Below are 18,011 nucleotides of genomic sequence, written 5' to 3' on the forward strand. Positions count from 1 at the left end.
TCTATTGTACTATAATGTCACTTATGTACACATCTTTTAATACTCCTGATTTTAACTTTTGATTCATTCTAGCAATTATATCGCCTTTTAAAACAGCTTCATTTGCTGGCTCAAAATCCTTAGCCTTACAAGATTTTATATAAAATATAGCTACATCTCTAAGTACAACTTTTTTATCTTTTACTTCTTTTTCTAACTCTTTATTATTTTTATCATAACTTATAGAAAGATTTAGCTTTACATATCTTTTTGTTCCTTCATCGCTTAAGTTAACAAATACTTCTCCAACTTCAAAAAAAGCTTCCTCCATAACAACTGGCCTTGAGGCATTATTTTTATTCATAAAGTAATATACTCCTCCAAATGTTCCCCCACCTAAAATTGCTATGATAGCAATAATCATAATTAATTTGCTTTTTTTCTTTTTAATATTCTTCTCTTCAGCCATTATTTTTTTCCTCCTTATCAGTTGTCACAATCAAAATATCAACTCTTCTATTTTTAGCCATATCTTCATAAGTATTATTTGGTGCTACTGGATGATGTTGACCATATCCTGCTGCACTAAATCTAGTAGGGTCTTGTCCCATAACTTCAGTAAAATATCTAACTACGTTTACTGCTCTATCTGCAGACAACTCCCAATTCGATGGAAACTTTGAAGTATTTATTGGTCTATTATCTGTATGTCCTTCCACTAGTATTGGATTGTTTACTGATGAAATAAGTGAATTTATTTTATTAAGTATTTCTTTACTATCTTCTCTTAAAGCTGAACTTGATGTTTCAAATAGTATATTGTCTCTAAGTTGTATTACTATTCCTCTTTCACTATCAATTATATCTACAACAGAAGCTAAATTATTTTCATTTACAAATTCTTTAACATCCTTGTACATTTTTTGTTGTTCTGTTAGCTCTATTTCAGGAGGTATGTTATCAGTTTCTTCTCCTCCAACTAATGGAACTTCTCCATTGTATAAGTCATACTCCATCAAAGTATCTCCTGATTGTCCAGTCATCATTGAATTAAAAGCCTGAGCTATACTCTTAGTTTTTTGAGAGTCAACAGTTGCCATTGAATATAGTAATACAAAGAATGTAAGTAATAGAGTTACAGTATCTGCATAAGTTGCTAACCACTCATCGCCTCTTAGTCCTTCACCTTTATTTTTCTTCTTTCTAGCCATTAAATAACAACTCCTTCTCCATTTTGAACGCTGTTATTTAAATATTCCAATTTTTCCTTAGGAGGTAAGTATGTTATTAACTTTTCTTCTACTATTCTTGGGTTTACCCCTGATTGTATTGCAAGTATTCCTTCTAGCATCATTTCCCTTTCTCCAACTTCTTTTGCACTCTTTTGCTTTAAATTGGTTGCAATAGGGTTACATAAAAGATTAGCTATAAGTGATCCATAAAATGTAGTTATTAAAGCTTTTCCCATACCAGATGCAATATTAGCTACATCTGTTAGATTTGCAAGCATTTGTATTAATCCTATTAGTGTACCAAGCATACCAAATGCAGGTGCATAAGCTCCCCAAGCTAAGTATATACCTGATCCCCTATCATGCCTACTTTCCATTTCTCCAATTTCTAATTCTAATATTTCTCTTATTGTTTCTGGCTCAATACCATCTACAACCATCTGTAATCCTTTTTTCAGAAAAGGATCCTCCATTTCAGATATATCATCTTCTAAAGATAATAAACCTTCTCTTCTTGCTTTTTTAGAAAGATCTGTAAATTGTAAAATTATATCCTTTACTGATGATTTATTTTCCTTGAAAGCTTGAATAAAAAGCTTTCCCATATTTTTCATCTCTTCTAATGAATATGTTATTAAAAGAGCTGATAAAGACCCTCCAACAGTTATTATTACAGATGATACATCCCAGAAAATCTTAAGACTACTTCCAAGAAGCATCCCGTAAAGCATTAATATTGAGCCTAATATTAACCCTACTAAGGTTAACGCGTCTGACTTTTTCATAATATTGCCTCCCATTATAACCTATAAGTAACAATCTTGTTTTTATATCTAAGTACTTCTTCTACTACCTCTTCTACACTTTCAAGCACAATATATTTTTTACCATTAGTTAATGTTATTAAAGTTTCAGGAACTTCTTCTATTTTTTCTATATGGTCTGCATTTAAAACAAACTCATTATTATTCATAGCTGTTACTTTAATCATAGAATCACCCTCTTTATTTCAGTAAAATCATTTTAGTAACTTTATAATATATAAATGAATTTTCTTTATATATTGAAACCGCTTTGCTCAATTAGTTTTTTAACTTAACTGAGCATTAGCGATTTTACCCTTTAACTATCTCTTTAAGTTAATTATATCTTGTAATATTTCATCTCCTGTTGTTATCATCTTTCCTGATGCTTGGAAAGCTCTACTTGAAACAATCATATCTGTAAATTGTTCTGCTAAATCTACATTTGACATTTCAAGCATACCTTGAAGATTATCTCCATATCCCTTTGAATTATCATCATTTAAAGTTCCTATACCACTTTTTAGAATAGCATCCCCTGAGTTAACTGATCCACTATAAAGGTTACCTCCAAGTTTAGTTAGCCCTTCTGGGTTTTTAAAGCTTGCCATTGCAATTTGTCCAAGTGCTGCTACTCTACCATCTTCAAGAACTCCATTTATTATACCATTTTTATCTATAGTATAAGTTTTAACTCTAAGTTCAGTATCTGTTCCTGGGATTCTTACCTTATCTGGAATTTTAAGAGTTTTTAATTCTCCATCATATGATTTAAGATTTTTTGTTCCATCTACAAAGTTAATTGTTCCATTTTCATTCATACTTTCTATTGGAGTTCCTCCATTTGTTTCTTCTGAAGTGACTCCTCCAATTTCCATTGGTTTTCCTGCGGCTGTTACTCCTTGAGCTATTCCTTTTCCTTCTAAAGCTCTAGTTAACGCATCTTGTATATTCTTAGCTGTAATGGCATTTGCTGTTACAAAATCTCCATCTATTGTTATTGTTTTATTCTTTTCATCTATAGTTGCTTCTGTCTTTGTTCCTGGAGTTATTTTTCCAACTTGGAATTTATATCCATTCAAAGCTGCTCCTGAATCAAAAAGTATTTCTACTCCACCAACACTAATTTTACCTGGAGCTTTATCTACTTCTCCACCTTCAATATTATCAGAGGTTAATCCTGTATATGGTTTAGACGTTCCAGATACTTTAACCTTTGGTGAATTAACTGGATTAGCTGTTGCTAATGCTGCATTTATTTTATCTTCTAAATCTCTTGCTCCAACTTTTTTAGTGAAATCTCCTTTAATAACTAATTTAGGAGGATTCCCTCCAGCAGCTGGAGTATAATCTACAGTTAATCCTGGTTCATTTATATCTGTAATTTCAAACTCTAAATTATTTAATAATGTTCCTGTAGGAAGGTCTACATTTAATCCAGCTATATTCAAAGCTTTAGGTGCTGTTGCTGTTACACCATTTTCAAACTTTACCTTATTTGTTATATCAGCTGAATTTATAGCTCCTGTAACAGTTAATTGAGTTCTGACTCCATTTGCCTTCAATGCACTATTTAACTTTGTTTGTACTTCTGCACTAGTAAACTTAGCTGGCGTTGTATTAAAATCTCCATTTATTATTATATTTCCATTTTCAACAACTACTGTAAGAGGTGTTCCTATTGCACTTTCTCCTATAGAAATAGTGTAGTCATTAAGTTCCCCATTAGTTTGTCCTGCAAAACTGAATCCACCAACTGATAAGTTAGTAGTACTTCCATCCTTAGCATTTACTATTTGTGCTGGCGCATCTACTTTACCTGAGGCATCTGATGCACCTTTTATATTTCCTAATGTAGCTGGAGTTCCTGTTATCTTTGCTTCTTGAGTGATTCCAGAAGCTTTAAGTTGATTATTTAACTCATCTTGTAAATCCGCTCCATTAAATGACTTATTTAAGAAATCAGCATTAATAACTATTTTCTTTCTTCCTTTTTCTACATTTACTTGAAGTGGATCTTTTGATATCTCTCCAATTTCAAAGCTATATCCATTTAATTCACTACCTTCATTAAGTTGTATAGTGAAACCACCTATAGTAACAGCTTTCGGTGGTAATGCATCTGTTCCTCCTACAACTGCATCTGACCCTAATCCATCAAAACTTATAGGCTTTCCTCCAACAAATACTTGTTGAGATATACCTGCTGAAGATAATCCTTTATTTATTGCAGATTCAACTTGAGCTGGCGTTAAAGCGCCTGATGATGAAAAATCTCCATTTACTATAATTAATTTTTCAGCCTTGTTAATATCTGCTGATGTAACAGTTCCTGGCCCTACAGCTCCTAAAACAACTTTATATCCATTTAATTGTGAACCTGGTCCAAATCTGAAATCTAATCCAGCTGTATTTACTGGGTTAGGAACTTTTCCTGTTGCTTCTTGTGAGCTATCATCATTAGTTAATGAATAACCCATAACTCTAAATCCATCTCCAGTTAATAGGTTTCCTTGTTCATCTAATATAAATGAACCATCTCTACTGTACATTATTTCACTACCTGAATTAACTAGTGATTGCGCTGTTATATTATGTGCACCTGCTCTATGATTTACTTCTAATCTTCCATCATAAATTGCAGGTCCTTTACTTACCATAAAGAATCCATCACCATCTATAGCTACATCTAACGCTCTACCAGTTGGTTGCATCATACCTTGAGTCATAACTGAGTCAATACTTGCAAGTTGAACTCCAAGTCCTACTTGGCTAGCATTTACTCCCCCCTGATTATTTGATGGCGCCATTGCATCTGTTACATTTTGACTTAACATATCACTAAATCTTGCTCTAGATGATTTAAATGATGTTGTTCCTACATTTGATATATTATTTCCTATAACATCTAATTTAGTTTGATTAACCTTCATTCCACTTATACCGGAATACATTGATCTTAACATAAATTGACCTCCAACCCTTTAAATTTTCTTGCATCTGTCATTCAGCAAGAATTAAGCTTCCTATATAGGTCCAGCTTATAAAATTACAACACTATCTACATTTGTAAATATATTTTCTTTTGCTCTTTCTTTTTCTATAGCTGTTATTACTGTTTTATTTTCTATACTTGCAATTAAAGCTACGTCTTTATAAATCATTACAGAATTTTTCGAACCCTTGTCTTGTGCTATTTGAAATCCTTTTGCTATTTCCTTCATATCTGTATCTGTAAAATTTATTTCTTTTAATCTATCTGCTGCATGTTTAGATAGTGTATACTCTTCATTATCTTTATTTATTGTCTCATTTAAAATATCATTAAACTTACTTTTGTAGTGATTATTTTTTTCATTTACCCTTTCATTTGGTAACTGAAAATTACCTACAGGATAAGCTTTTCCATTTATAACTCTAAAGCCCAAAAAATCACCTACTTTAACAATTTACTTGTCCTCTTCTGGCTCACTAGGTTTGATTTCTTCCTTACTATTTGAAGCCTTAACTATCTTATCATAAGTAAATTCTTTTATTTCATCTGAATCATGTAGCTTAATTCGTACTTTAACTACACCTTCGTCTTTTACTACTCCTAAAACTTCTCCAGTGAACTTATTTCCATCTTTATCTTTCTCATTTAACTCAACATGTTTTCCAATAAATGAGGATGCAACTAAGAATGACATATTACCATTAATATTATTAATTGATGGTAATGAATAATCTGGAACATCTAAAACTGTCATAACATCTGCTATATCAAAATCTTTATAAACATTTTGTCCTTTTTCGCTTATTTCTACTGATAATGTAGTTTTCCCAGCAGTTGTTGTTACAGCCTTTACAACTCCTGTATAAGGTTTACCTTCATTATCTACACTTTTCATGGTAACGCCTTTACCAATCATAGAATTATTAGCATAATTTGACATAGTATTGTTTAAGTTAGTCGCCTGTTCCATTGAAGCAAATTGTGCCATTTGTGTAACATATTGAGTAGAATCATTATTTCCCATTGGATCCATATTAGATAATTCTGCAGATAATATTTTTAAAAATGCATTTTTATCCATATCTTGTCCTGGCTTCATTATCTTGGTTCCTCTATCTGTTGCTCTTGATCCAGTATAGTTATTTATAGCATTAGACATTTCTCTTCCCCCTTATGCTAATAAATTTACATTACTTTCATTAAGTAAATCTTCTTTTATTTCATCTTCTTCAGTAAATATAACCTTTCCACTACTTGTACTTTCTTGCCCATTTTTAAAGTCTTCTGATGAATTCTCTTTACCACTAAAGAAAGTTGTATCTTCGTTATATATTCCTATATTTACTTCCTGAATTCTTATATTTTGTTCTGATAAACTCTTCTTAATATCTTGTAAATTAGAGTTTAATAAATTGTATGTTTCTTTTGATGTTGCTTTTATTTCAGCTCTCATTATTCCCTCTTCTGAAAGAATTTTAATTGTCATTTCACCAAGTTCTTTAGGATATACTTTCACCTTTAGTTCCTGCATTGCATTTTTCATCATAAACTTAACATTTTTTATTATATCTAAGTCTAAAGTTTGCTTATTAACAGCTACTGGTTCTTTAATTGTTTCTATATTGATTTTATTAAATTTATCATAAGAATTTAATACCTTTGAAAATGAACTCTTATTATCTCCATCTATGATTTTAGATAATATTTTATCCTCATCACTATTTTCATCAACATTATATTTCTTTGATGTATCATTACTATTTAAATTTTCATCATAGCTAGATTCATTATTTAATTGACTTTCTACCTTTGCTATAATTGGAGTTTTATTAGTATCACTTTTAACTTCAGGTAATTTACTATTAATCCCATCTTCATTTTCATAGTTTTTTACACTTAATAAACTAGTGATAATTTTTGTTTTGTCTTCATCTCCAATATTAGAGGATATCTTTTCTATACTTTCTTTTGGTAATAAATCTATTAAAGATAAAATTTTATTAGCTAATTCTTTTTTATAGCTATCAACAGATGTTTCATCTAAATTTTTTGATTTTATATTTTCTAATATACTATCTGTTAATGTTTTTGCTTCTTTTAATAAAGCCTTTAAATCTGCAGAATTATTTTTATTATCAATATCTAAAAATTTTATATCTATTAATGGATTATTAGACTTTACTTCTTCTTGTCCATTAAATAATGTTAAGAATACTTCTTCTACATCTTTAGAGCTTAGCTCCTCTAAATTAATACCAATAAGATTTTCATCTTCTATATTAATATTTGATAAGTTTTCATCAGAAATATTTTTATTTAACAAATTTGAAAGTAAAACTAAAATTTCGCTTAAAGAATCTACATCTGAATCATTTCCTGGGAAATCTTCTTTTTCTGATATTTCATTTAATTTGTTAGATAGTTTAGTTAAGGTATTTTCATCACTATTAGAGTTTTTTGATACTAATGGCTCTTGACTAGCATTACTATCTTTTGATTTCACATTGTTTAGAGTTAATTCTTTAGAAGAATTATTTTTAACCTCTTGATTAAAATATTCCTTAAACCCTTCTTTAACCTTATTTCCACTCTTTGAAACATCATTCTTTAAATTCACCCTAGAATTTTGTAATTTACTTTCTAAGTTAATAAAAGCATTTGTATTTATCATCCTTTACTCACCTCCTTTCAATGCTTTCTCATATATGCATATAAAGCAAGCTCGTCAATTAAAATTTGTTCCTGTCTATCTAATTCCTTATAGAACTCTGTAGATTTTCTTTCTTTTAATATATCTACTGTTTTTCTTTCTATTTGCTTTTTAAGCAAATCCTCTCTTCTTATATCAAGCTCCTTTAGTTTTACATTTAAGTTTTTTTCAGTTTCGTCAATTCCCTTATCTAAAGCAAATAAATAATTTCTTTTTATTTTTTGATAAGCTAAACTTTCTCCTTTATTTATTCCACTATATTTTTCATAATTACATTTAAGGCCATTTAGCTTTTCTTCTTCCATTTGCTTTTCTCTTTGTGTTCTAGTAAATAATCTTTTACTTTCTTCTTCTTTTTCTGTTCTTATTTCAAGAAGTTTCTCTAGACTAAACTTAAATTTATCTGCCATCTTTATCCATCCCTTTAGCTTCTAAACATAGAAATTAGATTTCCTAAAGAAGTATCAAAATCTGATTTTTCTTCAATTCCCTGTTTTAAATAACTATTTAATCTGTCATTATATTGAATTGCTATATCTATTTTTTTATTACTTCCTTTTACATAAGCTCCTAAATTTATTAAATCCTCTGCCTCTTTATAAGTTGCAAGCAAATCTCTTCCTGTTGAAGCACATTCTTTGTGAATATCTGATGCTATATTAGGCATAAGTCTACTAACACTATTTAAAATATCTATTGCTGGATAATGATTTTTGTGTGCTAATGATCTTGATAATACTATATGTCCATCTAATATACCCCTTACAGTATCTGCAATAGGTTCATTAAAATCATCTCCATCAACTAAAACTGTATAAAAGGCTGTTATAGAGCCTTTATCAGATGTCCCTGGTCTTTCCATAAGCTTAGGCAGCTTAGCAAATACAGAAGGAGTATATCCTTTCTGTGCAGGAGGCTCTCCAATAGCTAACCCAACCTCTCTTTGAGCCATTGCAAATCTAGTTACAGAATCCATCATAAGAATAACCTTTTTGCCTTTATCTCTAAAATATTCTGCTATAGCTGTGGCTGTTAAAGCTCCTTTTATTCTTATTAAAGCTGGCTTATCTGACGTTGCGCATACAACAACAGATTTTTTCATTCCTTCTGGCCCTAAATCTTTTTCTATAAACTCTAAAACTTCTCTTCCTCTTTCACCTATAAGAGAAATTACATTTATATCTGCTTCTGCTTCTCTAGCTATCATACCTAAGGTTGTACTTTTTCCAACTCCTGATCCTGCAAAAATTCCTATTCTTTGCCCTTCTCCAACAGTTAGAAACCCATCAATAGCTCTAACTCCTGTAGGAAGAATTTCTGTTATTCTCTTTCTTGCTAATGGATCTGGTGGTTGATTTTCAAGAGGATATCCGTCTCCTTGAAAAATATCCTCCCCTTGAAGTGGATTACCTAATCCATCAAGAATTTTTCCTAACAAGTCATCTGAACATTTTACTTCTAAAGGCTTTCTTTCTGGCACTACTCTACAACCTGGAGAAATTCCTATAAGCTCTCCTAGAGGCATAAGTAAAACTGCATCTTCTCTAAATCCAACAACTTCACATTTAATAGGCTGATTTTCCTGATTATATACAGTACAAAGTTCTCCTACAAAAGCCTTAACTCCCTGTACTTCAATAGTAAGTCCTATTACCTGTTTAACTGTACCTTCTAAATAATATGTATTAACTTCTTGAATTTTTTTATTTAGTAAATCAAAATCTATATCTATCATATCTTCACCTAATGACTACTTAAATAATGCTTCTTCAAGTTTTTCTAAAGCAATATCTAAACCAATTACAGCTTTTCCAGTATTTTTTTCTATTACTGCATTTCCACTTTCCATTAAAGGATCTTCTAGTATAAATATCTCTCCTTTTATGGCATAAGCCTTTTTATAGTAGTCTATTTTATCTTCAATTGAATTCACATGTACTGGATTACACTTTATTATTATATTTTCTTCACCCTTAGCTTCTTCTAAAATATTATTTAATAAAGGTAAAATCCCATCAGAAGCTGTTATTTCTTTTTTAGCTATAACCTTTGCCATTTCAAAAGCTATCTTTATAATTTTTTTTTCTTTTTCTTGTAAATATTCCTTGTATTCAAGGTTTGCAGACTTTAATATTCTTTCTGCTTCTTCTATATTTTCTCTAACATTTCCCTCAGTTTCTATTCTTACCTTTTCTAGGCCTTCTTTATAGCCATCTTCAAAGCCATTTTCTTTGCCTTGATTATATCCATCCTCATAAGCTTCTTTTTCTATTTCAACAGCTTTTTTTCTAGTATCCATTATTAATTCTTCTGCTTCAGTTTTAGCTTTTTTTAATATATTAGCTCCAAGACTTTCATAGCTTCTTTTAATTTCAAGCTCTAATGACTTTTTTTCTTGTTCACTTTCATCCTCTAAAACTTCTGCTTTAGTAATATAATTTGTTTGTATTTTCTTTTCAGAGGATTCTAAGGCAGAATTTCTTTTTATAAGATTATATGATAATTGCATCTTCTCCACCTCTTGAAATTATTATTTCTTGAGCATCATCTAACCTTCTAATGATAGAAACAACTTTTTGTTGAGCTTTTTCTACATCCATTAATCTTACAGGTCCTAAGAATTCCATATCTTCCTTAAGTGCCGCTGCTGCCCTCTTAGACTGATTTCTGTAAACAACATTAGCAACTTCATCAGAACATCCTTTAAGTGCAAGAGCAAGCTCCTTACCATCAACTTCCCTAAGAATTCTTTGTATAGATACATCATCAAGAGTGATAATATCTTCAAATACGAACATTGAGCTCTTAACTATATCTGCAAGTTCTGCATCTTCTCTCTCTAAGCTTTCAGTAATATTCTTTTCTGTTGTTCTATCAACTTGATTTAAAATATCAACTAAAGTTTCAACTCCACCAAGTGAAGTCATTTCACTTCTAACAACACTACTTAATTTACCTTCTAAAACTTTTTCTATTTCCTTAATTACCATAGGAGATGTATTACTCATAGTAGCTATTCTATATGCTACTTCACTTTGAGTATCTTCTGGTAATTCTGCTAAAACCTGCGCTGCTTTATCTGCTTGAAGATAGCACAGTATTAGTGCTATTGTCTGTGGATGCTCATAACTTATTACATTTAAAAGTTGATGTGCATCAGCCTTTCTAGCAATAGCAAATGGCCTATACTGTTGAGTAGCTTCAGTTACTTTACTTAATATATCATTTGCCCTTTGCGTTCCTAAAGCTTTTGAAAGTAAAGTTCTTGCGTACTCTATACCACCTTCTATAATATAATCTCTTGCTTTATTCATTTCTAAAAATTCATCTAATATAGTCTGCCTCTGCTCCGAAGTAACAGAAGATATATTAGCTATTTCATATGTTATCTTTTGTATCTCTTGTTCTGGAAGCTTCTTTAAAATTGCTGATGATGCCTCAGGTCCAAGTGTTATAAATAATATAGCAGCTTTTTGTACTCCATTTAATTTTGATGAATCCCTTGCCATCTTATCACCTCTCATTCTCAGCTAACCAAGATTTCACTATATCTGCTACTTGATCTGGTTTGTCAGTTGCATATTGCTTTATTTCATTCTCTATATGAGCTTTTGGATTTATACTTTCAAAGTTTATAGACGGCATAGCTGCTGTATCTTCTCCTGAAAGTCTATCATCTATAATAACATCTAATAAGTTTTCTTTTGCCGCTTCCTTCTTCTTAGATTTTTTTCTAATTAAAATTAAAGTTACTATTACACCAATAAGTGCTAATATACCTAAAACTGCATATAATATTATTTTATTTCTCTTTTCTTTTGCTAATAATTCATTTATAGAATCAAATTCTTTTTGAGCTTCTTCTTTAGTAAGCGGATCAAATGTCATTCCAACTACTGATACACTATCTCCTCTTTCGGTATTAAGACCTACTGCATTTGCTACAGATTTTTCAATAGCAGCTTGTACATTTCCATCTATATTTCCATCTATAAATACAGATGCTGTTAATCTTTTAACTTCACCTGGTGCACTAATCGTCTTAACTTCAGTTTTCCCACTTTCATAATTAGTGCTTACTTCCTCTCTAGAAGAATTATTATTAGCATTTTTTTCTTCTATGGTATTTCCCATATTATTATCTACAGGCCCTTGACTGTTTTGTCCTGCTCCTGCTCCATTATTTTCCTTAACAGTTTGTTGACTCACAATAACTTTATTAGGATCTATTGTTGTTTGTGTCTTTTGTTTTGAATCAAAATCTAAATCAACATTAACAGAACTTTTAACCTTACTTTTTCCTACTACTGGTTCTAAAAGCTCAACTATTGATTTTTGAAGATCCTCTTCATATTTTTTTTCTAAAGAAAATTGTTTTTCTATAGATTCTGCGCTTACTTCTCCACCTTCTGATTTATTTAAATCTTTAGTAAGAAGATTCATATCACTATCTATTACTTCTATACTCTCTTTAGGTATGTTTTCGGTACTACCTGAAACAAGTGCAACTATTGACTCAACTTGTTCTTTACCTAATTTATTTCCTGGCATTAGTTTCAAATAAACTGCTGCCTTTCCAGGTTCTTTATCTTTCACAAAAACTGAATCCTTTGAAGGGGTTATATGTACTCTTACTGTATCTATTTGAGGAAAACTTTTTATAGTTTTCTCTAACTCACCTTGTTGCATTACTAATTTCTTTAACTTAAATTCTTCATCTGTCATACCAAATGAATTTCCTGTATCCATTAGCTCGTATCCTTTGCTTCCTCCTGAAAGTTCTGGTGCAAGCTCTAATCTCAATTCATCAACTGAAGACTTTGGAACCATTATAGTTTCTCCTTCAATCTTCATATCTACTTTTTTTCCTTTAGCTTATTTGTTACAAGTTGTGCATCACTTGGATCTAAATTTGAAAATAATACCTTATATTTAGTAGATGAACTATAAAAAACCAAAGATCCTATTGCAATAATGACTGTTACTAATGCAATTATTATTGCAACTCTTATACCTTTACTAAATGATTTGAATTTTTCCCACAACTTGCTAAAGCTTTCTTTAAGCTTATTCATCAATAGCACTCCTTACCATATTACAATTGCATTCTAGTTAATTCCTGTACTGCTTCAACAACTTTATTTCTTACTTGTATTGCTAATTGAAGTGACATCTTGGCTTCTTCCATACCTAACATCATTTGGTGAACATCTACATTTTTCCCTGAAATGAAGTCATTTGTTATATTATCAGCTTCAACTTGTTTTTCATTTACTTTATCTAAACTATCCTTTAAGATATTTTGAAAATTACTTCCATTAGAATTAACTTTATTATCAGACACTATATTATTTTCAAAAACCTTTTCAGTTGGAACAAAATTATTTATTATCATTTCTTATCTCTACCTTCCTAACTCTAATGATTTTGTGAACATACCTTTTGTAGCATTTAAAGTATCAACATTCGCTTCATAAGCTCTAGATGCTGCTATCATATCTGCCATTTCATTAAGTAAATTAACATTAGGCATAGTAACATAACCATCTTTATCAGAATCTGGATGGCTAGGATCATAAACTCTTCTTAGTGGAGATTCATCTTCTACTATTCCAACAGCTTTTACACCATTTAATTCCTTTGCCTTATCTAAATTTTCTTGAAATACAGCAATTTTTCTAACATAAGGTTTTCCATCTTTCCCTCTTGTTGTTGTAGCATTTGTTATATTGGACGTTATTGTATCCATTCTTAATCTTTCTGCTGATAAACCACTTGCACTTATTCTCATAGTATTAAATAAACCCATAATTATCTATTTCCTCCTGATATAACACTCTTTGTCATATTTAATTTTGAATTTGCTTGAGTAATTAAAGCATTGTACATTAATGTATTTGATGCTTGATTTACTTTTTCTAAATCCATATCTACGTTATTACCATCAGTTCTCATGCTTGTACTTTTGTCTGTTTCTACTTTAATTAAAGAATCATTTAAATTACCAGATAAATGATTTTCCCTAGTTTTCTTTAAGCTAAAATCTTCTTTAGCCTTTGATAAATTTTCTTCAAAAGAAACATAGGACTTCTTGTAATCTTTAGTGTTTATATTCGACATATTATTTGCTATTACCTTACCTCTTAACGAGGAAGCGTCTAATCCAAGTTTTATAAATTGCAATGTTTTGTCGTTATTATTTATATTCATAAGCTTCTCTCCCTAAAACAACATTTTTTATTCTATAATTTAGAAAAATATTTTTTATTTATTTCATTAATTACGAAATTTTTCCTACTTTTATATTATAGTTTAATCTAAATTATTTTTCTATAATAATTTTTCAAAAAATCATCTTCAAATTTTTACATTCACAACCTAATAATCATTTGTTTTGTTGAATTCTATATTTTTTTACATTTTGTAACACTATTTTTATATATATTATCAAAAACATTGTATTTATTTAAATAAAAAGAAAAAAATAGAGGAATTTTGAAAATTCCTCTGTCGATAAATTTATTTCATATTTTCAATCACTTTTAAACCATCTTGTGGAAATCTGTTAGTTTGTTCATTAAGGCTATTGAAATTTCGTATAAAATTTATGTCCTTGCATATCAGGGCAACTCGTAAATGGTCTTTTGAACTCATTTGTTCATATGCTAAATCTTCTTGTATTTGATTTTTTATATATTCTTCAATTACTTTTTGTTTCTTACAACTGTATCTACATAATATACTTTTAACCAAAACTATCTGTTTCCATATTCATATTTTAAATTTACATGTCTATCAAATATCATAAGAGAACTTTCCCCCTTAAGATATCCCATAAATTGAGATACACTAATCTTCAGTGGAATACTTACAAGCATACTTAGGTCCAAATACTGTATGCTATTTATAATTTCATTTGCTATGTGCTAAACTACTATTATCCATTACGAATCCTCCTCTTTTTATAAATTGTGGTTGGCAAACCTACTTTTTATAATACATTGGATATTTTACTTTTTCTACTTAAAGCTAAAAACTTCCTGGAACCACAGGTAAAGCCTGCGGTATTCTTTATAAAATAAAACAGAGGAATTTTAAAAATTCCTCTGTCGATAAATTTATTTCATATTTTCAAGCACTCTTAAAACATCTTGTGGAAATCTGTTAGTTTGTTGCATTAGAGCTATTGAAGTTTCATGCAGAATTGAACCTCTTGAATATTCTGCCATTTCCAATGCTAAATCTGAGTCTCTAATTCTACTTTCTGCACTTTCTAAATTAAATGAAGTCCCACTTAAATTTTGAGCTGAGGTATCCATTCTGTTTTGAATCGCTCCATATCTACTTCTTACTGAGTTTAAAGTGCTTATTGCTGAATCTAAAATACTTAAATTCTTATCTAATTCATTTTTATTAGTTACATCTATACTTTTTAATGAATTTCCATCTGAATCAATAAGCATATCTGTAGTTATATTGAATATAGGTATATTTATTTCCTCTTTAACATTTGCTCCCACTACATGATTTAAATACTTAGGATAATTATTATTTGTAACCTTTTCTGAGTTTAATAATTTAACTCCATTAAAATCTGAATTATTTACTGTATAATCAATATGTTCCTTAAGTTGATTAATTTCATTTTGAATTATATTTAAATCTTCATTATTATAAGTGCCTCCAGCTTGTACAGTTAATTCTTTAATTCTATTTAAAGCCTCACCTACAGTATTTAATGCACTATCTGTTGCTTGCATCATCGAAACTCCATCTTGAATATTTCTTTCAGCCATTTGAAGTCCCCTTATTTGAATTCTAAGTCCTTCACTTACTCCAAGTTTATTAGGATTATCTTTTGCAGAGTTAATCTTAGTTCCTGTACTAATTCTATCTAAAGCTTTTGATTGCACGGATAAATTTTTCTTATAATTTCTATATACATTTAAAGATTGCATATTTTGATTTAATCTCATAATATTATCTCCTCGTCTATAACTTACACTAAATTAATCTATTTATTTACTTATTTTAATTATCGATATAAAAATTTAGTTCTTAATAGGAAAAGCGGAGAAAAATCCCATCTATTTTTTCTACAATAGAACCTTTGCTTTTACCCATATAACTTATACATAAATCTATATCAGAATTTATATTTTCAGTTCCTTTAGCCCTTGAACCAAATAATATTACCTTTTCTATATCAACATTGCTTTTAAAATAATAAATTAAGTTTTCATATACTTTTTTATTTATTCCATAAACTTTTATGGTAACTTCTTTAATATATTATTTAACAATTTTTCTATAGCTGTAATATATTCATTTACTATTTTATTTTTAATTTCTTGATAATAAGATATCATTCCAAATTTCTATAGCATTTATTAAGCTTGCTTATAACAGCTTTTCCTCTCTAATATCTTGACTTTATTATATAATAAGATATTTAAATTGAAAATTTCAATTTAGTGTTAATATATCAACGGATATATTTCATCTTTCTAATTCTATCTTCTGCCAATTTATAACTACCGCAAAAAGTATAATATTCACTCGCTTTAATATCATCTCCTAAGCATTCATAGATAACACCTATATTGTAATATGTCAAAAATGAATTTACACCTTCCATTTTACTTGTCTTTATATTTGTTGCTTTCTCAAAGGCTTCTATAGCCTCCTGAAAATATCCATTATTCATTAATATTAGTCCTAATAAAAATATAAAATCCGATGAATTATAATAATTATCATATAGGTTTAATAATTTCATAGCTTCAGAGTATTGTCTACTATTTATCAATGCATATCCATAAGTTTCAATTAAATCACTTACATACTCAAGTTTTAAATCTAAGTCTAATGAAATTGACTTCTCAAAGAATATTAATGACTTTTCATAATCTCCAGCCATAAAATAACTCTTACCTATTTGATAATAAATACATGAAAATTGTTTCTCCAAACTATCACAATCAATATCTACAACTTCTTCATCAGCATCTATAATTAATACAAAATGATTTTTAGCTTTTTCTATAGAAAAGTTTCTAGCATCACTAAAATTATTATTCCACTTAAAATCATAAACCTTACATCCATATTCATATGCTACTTCCTTTGTTTTATCCTTCGAACCTGTATCCACCACAACTATTTCATAATTAAGTGTCTTTAATGAGTTAAGACATTTCTTTAAATTTTCTTCTTCATCCTTAGTAATTATACATATTGAAATCATGCATTTTCCTATTTTCATAACAAAATTTTATCTCTGTTTATAAAAAATGAGCAGATTAACTGCTCACTTTTTATGCTTTTACATCTATTGTATTCCCCTTACTTGCGTCAACAGCCATAGTCGCCATCATATTTTTTAAACCAGAAACCATTTCCTCACCTGTATTTATTTGAATTTTCATTAATGACAACTGAACTGCATTTGCTAAAGCTCCTTGACTTCTTGCCATTGATAGTCTACCTATATCCATCTTTATTATCTCCTATATTATTTAGTTACTTCAAAAAATAAGTCTGCATTATAATCTTTGAATTCTTCCATATGATCTGCTAATTTAAATAAACCTTCTATTTGTTCATTTGTAAAGTTACTCATCTGACTATTTGAAAGTAATTTTAAATAAGTTGGAAATTTATTTACTATAGTAAGTCCAGCTAATTTTATATGTTCTTCCAGCAACTCACTAGTATATACTCTTTTGTGTCCAACTTTAAAATCAGACTCATCTAATTGGGTTATTTCTCCAATTATATTTAAACAGACACCATAATTTCTATGAAGAGATTTTGCATTAGGAACAATAATTATTATTTTACCATTATCACCTAGCCAACTTTTCATTTTCTTTAACACTAAAACTGGGTCTTCTAGATGTTCTAAAATATTAGTTGCAACAATAGCATCAAACTTTATATCTGGATTAAAATCTTCGAAATACTCATTGAACAAACTAACTTTATTATTATACTTTTCTCTATGCTTCTCTATTAGCTTACTTGAACCATCAACCACAAAAGAATGCCCGCTTTTTTTAATTATTTTTTCTGTATACGCCCCTGTTCCTATCCCCATCTCCAGTATATTATATCCACTAATTTTCGAAACAACAATATTGCTCAAATAATCTAAAAATTTGTCTTCTACTTTAACACCATCATCTGGTTTTATATATATATCAGCAATAACATCACATTTACTCAACATAAGCACACACTCCACTCGTAAATATATATCTATTAATATAACAATAAATTAATTTAGACTT

General features: G+C 29.4%; 20 protein-coding genes and 3 pseudogenes. All 23 read right to left on the minus strand.

Annotated elements, in window-relative coordinates; translation table 11 throughout:
* Position 1: 1 nt before the first annotated feature.
* Positions 2-448, minus strand: coding sequence for a flagellar basal body-associated FliL family protein (locus ACYUEX_RS10265; protein WP_460287992.1), 447 nt, complete (start codon positions 446-448; stop codon positions 2-4).
* A complete protein-coding gene (locus ACYUEX_RS10270) occupies positions 441-1,190 on the minus strand; it encodes an OmpA family protein (RefSeq protein ID WP_460287993.1) in 750 nt (249 codons plus the stop codon). Before ACYUEX_RS10270 ends, ACYUEX_RS10265 begins: the two co-directional genes overlap by 8 nt.
* Entirely contained in the window at positions 1,190-1,996 is an 807-nt protein-coding gene (locus tag ACYUEX_RS10275) for a motility protein A (RefSeq protein WP_460287994.1), read from the minus strand. The genes ACYUEX_RS10270 and ACYUEX_RS10275 overlap by 1 nt, the downstream gene beginning before the upstream one ends.
* Before the next feature lie 14 nt (positions 1,997-2,010).
* Positions 2,011-2,202, minus strand: a complete 192-nt coding sequence (locus ACYUEX_RS10280; RefSeq protein ID WP_460287995.1) for a flagellar FlbD family protein — start codon at positions 2,200-2,202, stop codon at positions 2,011-2,013.
* A gap of 135 nt (positions 2,203-2,337) precedes the next feature.
* Positions 2,338-4,494, minus strand: coding sequence for a flagellar hook-basal body complex protein (locus ACYUEX_RS10285; protein ID WP_460288195.1), 2,157 nt, complete (start codon positions 4,492-4,494; stop codon positions 2,338-2,340).
* Positions 4,477-4,980 (minus strand): annotated as a pseudogene (locus ACYUEX_RS10290) (flagellar hook-basal body complex protein); the annotation flags it as partial. The gene ACYUEX_RS10285 and the pseudogene ACYUEX_RS10290, both read right to left, overlap by 18 nt.
* A gap of 75 nt (positions 4,981-5,055) precedes the next feature.
* Entirely contained in the window at positions 5,056-5,442 is a 387-nt protein-coding gene (locus ACYUEX_RS10295; protein ID WP_460287996.1) for a TIGR02530 family flagellar biosynthesis protein, read from the minus strand.
* Between the two features lie 21 nt (positions 5,443-5,463).
* Positions 5,464-6,168 (minus strand): flagellar hook capping FlgD N-terminal domain-containing protein, encoded by a 705-nt coding sequence (locus ACYUEX_RS10300; RefSeq protein ID WP_411170346.1) that lies wholly within the window; start codon positions 6,166-6,168, stop codon positions 5,464-5,466.
* Between the two features lie 12 nt (positions 6,169-6,180).
* A complete protein-coding gene (locus ACYUEX_RS10305; RefSeq protein WP_460287998.1) occupies positions 6,181-7,680 on the minus strand; it encodes a flagellar hook-length control protein FliK in 1,500 nt (499 codons plus the stop codon).
* 17 nt (positions 7,681-7,697) lie between these two features.
* Positions 7,698-8,129 carry a flagellar export protein FliJ gene (gene fliJ / locus ACYUEX_RS10310; RefSeq protein WP_460287999.1) on the minus strand — a complete coding sequence of 144 codons (432 nt, stop codon included), beginning with the start codon at positions 8,127-8,129 and terminating at the stop codon, positions 7,698-7,700.
* Positions 8,130-8,143: 14 nt separating this feature from the next.
* A complete protein-coding gene (gene fliI / locus ACYUEX_RS10315; protein ID WP_460288000.1) occupies positions 8,144-9,454 on the minus strand; it encodes a flagellar protein export ATPase FliI in 1,311 nt (436 codons plus the stop codon).
* A 15-nt stretch (positions 9,455-9,469) separates the two neighbouring features.
* Positions 9,470-10,228, minus strand: coding sequence for a FliH/SctL family protein (locus ACYUEX_RS10320; RefSeq protein WP_460288001.1), 759 nt, complete (start codon positions 10,226-10,228; stop codon positions 9,470-9,472).
* A complete protein-coding gene (gene fliG, locus ACYUEX_RS10325) occupies positions 10,212-11,228 on the minus strand; it encodes a flagellar motor switch protein FliG (protein ID WP_411170341.1) in 1,017 nt (338 codons plus the stop codon). The genes ACYUEX_RS10320 and fliG overlap by 17 nt, the downstream gene beginning before the upstream one ends.
* Positions 11,229-11,232: 4 nt before the next feature.
* Positions 11,233-12,794 (minus strand): annotated as a pseudogene (fliF, locus tag ACYUEX_RS10330) (flagellar basal-body MS-ring/collar protein FliF).
* Positions 12,795-12,814: 20 nt separating this feature from the next.
* Positions 12,815-13,114, minus strand: coding sequence for a flagellar hook-basal body complex protein FliE (fliE, locus tag ACYUEX_RS10335; RefSeq protein WP_411170339.1), 300 nt, complete (start codon positions 13,112-13,114; stop codon positions 12,815-12,817).
* Positions 13,115-13,123: 9 nt separating this feature from the next.
* Positions 13,124-13,528 (minus strand): flagellar basal body rod protein FlgC, encoded by a 405-nt coding sequence (gene flgC / locus ACYUEX_RS10340; protein ID WP_460288002.1) that lies wholly within the window; start codon positions 13,526-13,528, stop codon positions 13,124-13,126.
* A gap of 2 nt (positions 13,529-13,530) precedes the next feature.
* Entirely contained in the window at positions 13,531-13,929 is a 399-nt protein-coding gene (flgB, locus tag ACYUEX_RS10345) for a flagellar basal body rod protein FlgB (RefSeq protein ID WP_460288003.1), read from the minus strand.
* A gap of 423 nt (positions 13,930-14,352) precedes the next feature.
* Positions 14,353-14,603 (minus strand): annotated as a pseudogene (locus tag ACYUEX_RS10350) (transposase); the annotation flags it as partial.
* Between the two features lie 234 nt (positions 14,604-14,837).
* A complete protein-coding gene (locus ACYUEX_RS10355; protein WP_460288004.1) occupies positions 14,838-15,695 on the minus strand; it encodes a flagellin N-terminal helical domain-containing protein in 858 nt (285 codons plus the stop codon).
* 82 nt (positions 15,696-15,777) lie between these two features.
* Positions 15,778-16,008, minus strand: coding sequence for a nucleotidyltransferase domain-containing protein (locus tag ACYUEX_RS10360; RefSeq protein ID WP_460288196.1), 231 nt, complete (start codon positions 16,006-16,008; stop codon positions 15,778-15,780).
* 196 nt (positions 16,009-16,204) lie between these two features.
* Positions 16,205-16,984: a glycosyltransferase gene (locus tag ACYUEX_RS10365; RefSeq protein ID WP_460288005.1), complete on the minus strand. Its 780-nt coding sequence runs from the start codon at positions 16,982-16,984 to the stop codon at positions 16,205-16,207.
* 52 nt (positions 16,985-17,036) lie between these two features.
* A complete protein-coding gene (locus ACYUEX_RS10370) occupies positions 17,037-17,216 on the minus strand; it encodes a YjfB family protein (protein WP_460288007.1) in 180 nt (59 codons plus the stop codon).
* Between the two features lie 17 nt (positions 17,217-17,233).
* Complete coding sequence (locus ACYUEX_RS10375) at positions 17,234-17,950, minus strand: class I SAM-dependent methyltransferase (protein ID WP_460288008.1); 717 nt, start codon at positions 17,948-17,950, stop codon at positions 17,234-17,236.
* Positions 17,951-18,011: the final 61 nt, after the last annotated feature.

It is taken from the genome of Clostridium sp. CTA-7 (assembly GCF_054768095.1).

Coding starts and splice junctions, on each gene's coding strand:
- flgB (WP_460288003.1), bottom strand. CDS start 13,929: ATGAATATAAATAATAACGACAAAACATTGCAATTTATAAAACTTGGA.
- fliE (WP_411170339.1), bottom strand. CDS start 13,114: ATGATAATAAATAATTTTGTTCCAACTGAAAAGGTTTTTGAAAATAAT.
- ACYUEX_RS10265 (WP_460287992.1), bottom strand. CDS start 448: ATGGCTGAAGAGAAGAATATTAAAAAGAAAAAAAGCAAATTAATTATG.
- ACYUEX_RS10275 (WP_460287994.1), bottom strand. CDS start 1,996: ATGAAAAAGTCAGACGCGTTAACCTTAGTAGGGTTAATATTAGGCTCA.
- fliJ (WP_460287999.1), bottom strand. CDS start 8,129: ATGGCAGATAAATTTAAGTTTAGTCTAGAGAAACTTCTTGAAATAAGA.
- fliI (WP_460288000.1), bottom strand. CDS start 9,454: ATGATAGATATAGATTTTGATTTACTAAATAAAAAAATTCAAGAAGTT.
- flgC (WP_460288002.1), bottom strand. CDS start 13,528: ATGGGTTTATTTAATACTATGAGAATAAGTGCAAGTGGTTTATCAGCA.
- ACYUEX_RS10355 (WP_460288004.1), bottom strand. CDS start 15,695: ATGAGATTAAATCAAAATATGCAATCTTTAAATGTATATAGAAATTAT.
- ACYUEX_RS10270 (WP_460287993.1), bottom strand. CDS start 1,190: ATGGCTAGAAAGAAGAAAAATAAAGGTGAAGGACTAAGAGGCGATGAG.
- ACYUEX_RS10285 (WP_460288195.1), bottom strand. CDS start 4,494: ATGGGTTATTCATTAACTAATGATGATAGCTCACAAGAAGCAACAGGA.
- ACYUEX_RS10375 (WP_460288008.1), bottom strand. CDS start 17,950: ATGTTGAGTAAATGTGATGTTATTGCTGATATATATATAAAACCAGAT.
- ACYUEX_RS10305 (WP_460287998.1), bottom strand. CDS start 7,680: ATGATAAATACAAATGCTTTTATTAACTTAGAAAGTAAATTACAAAAT.
- ACYUEX_RS10280 (WP_460287995.1), bottom strand. CDS start 2,202: ATGATTAAAGTAACAGCTATGAATAATAATGAGTTTGTTTTAAATGCA.
- ACYUEX_RS10320 (WP_460288001.1), bottom strand. CDS start 10,228: ATGCAATTATCATATAATCTTATAAAAAGAAATTCTGCCTTAGAATCC.
- fliG (WP_411170341.1), bottom strand. CDS start 11,228: ATGGCAAGGGATTCATCAAAATTAAATGGAGTACAAAAAGCTGCTATA.
- ACYUEX_RS10365 (WP_460288005.1), bottom strand. CDS start 16,984: ATGAAAATAGGAAAATGCATGATTTCAATATGTATAATTACTAAGGAT.
- ACYUEX_RS10300 (WP_411170346.1), bottom strand. CDS start 6,168: ATGTCTAATGCTATAAATAACTATACTGGATCAAGAGCAACAGATAGA.
- ACYUEX_RS10370 (WP_460288007.1), bottom strand. CDS start 17,216: ATGGATATAGGTAGACTATCAATGGCAAGAAGTCAAGGAGCTTTAGCA.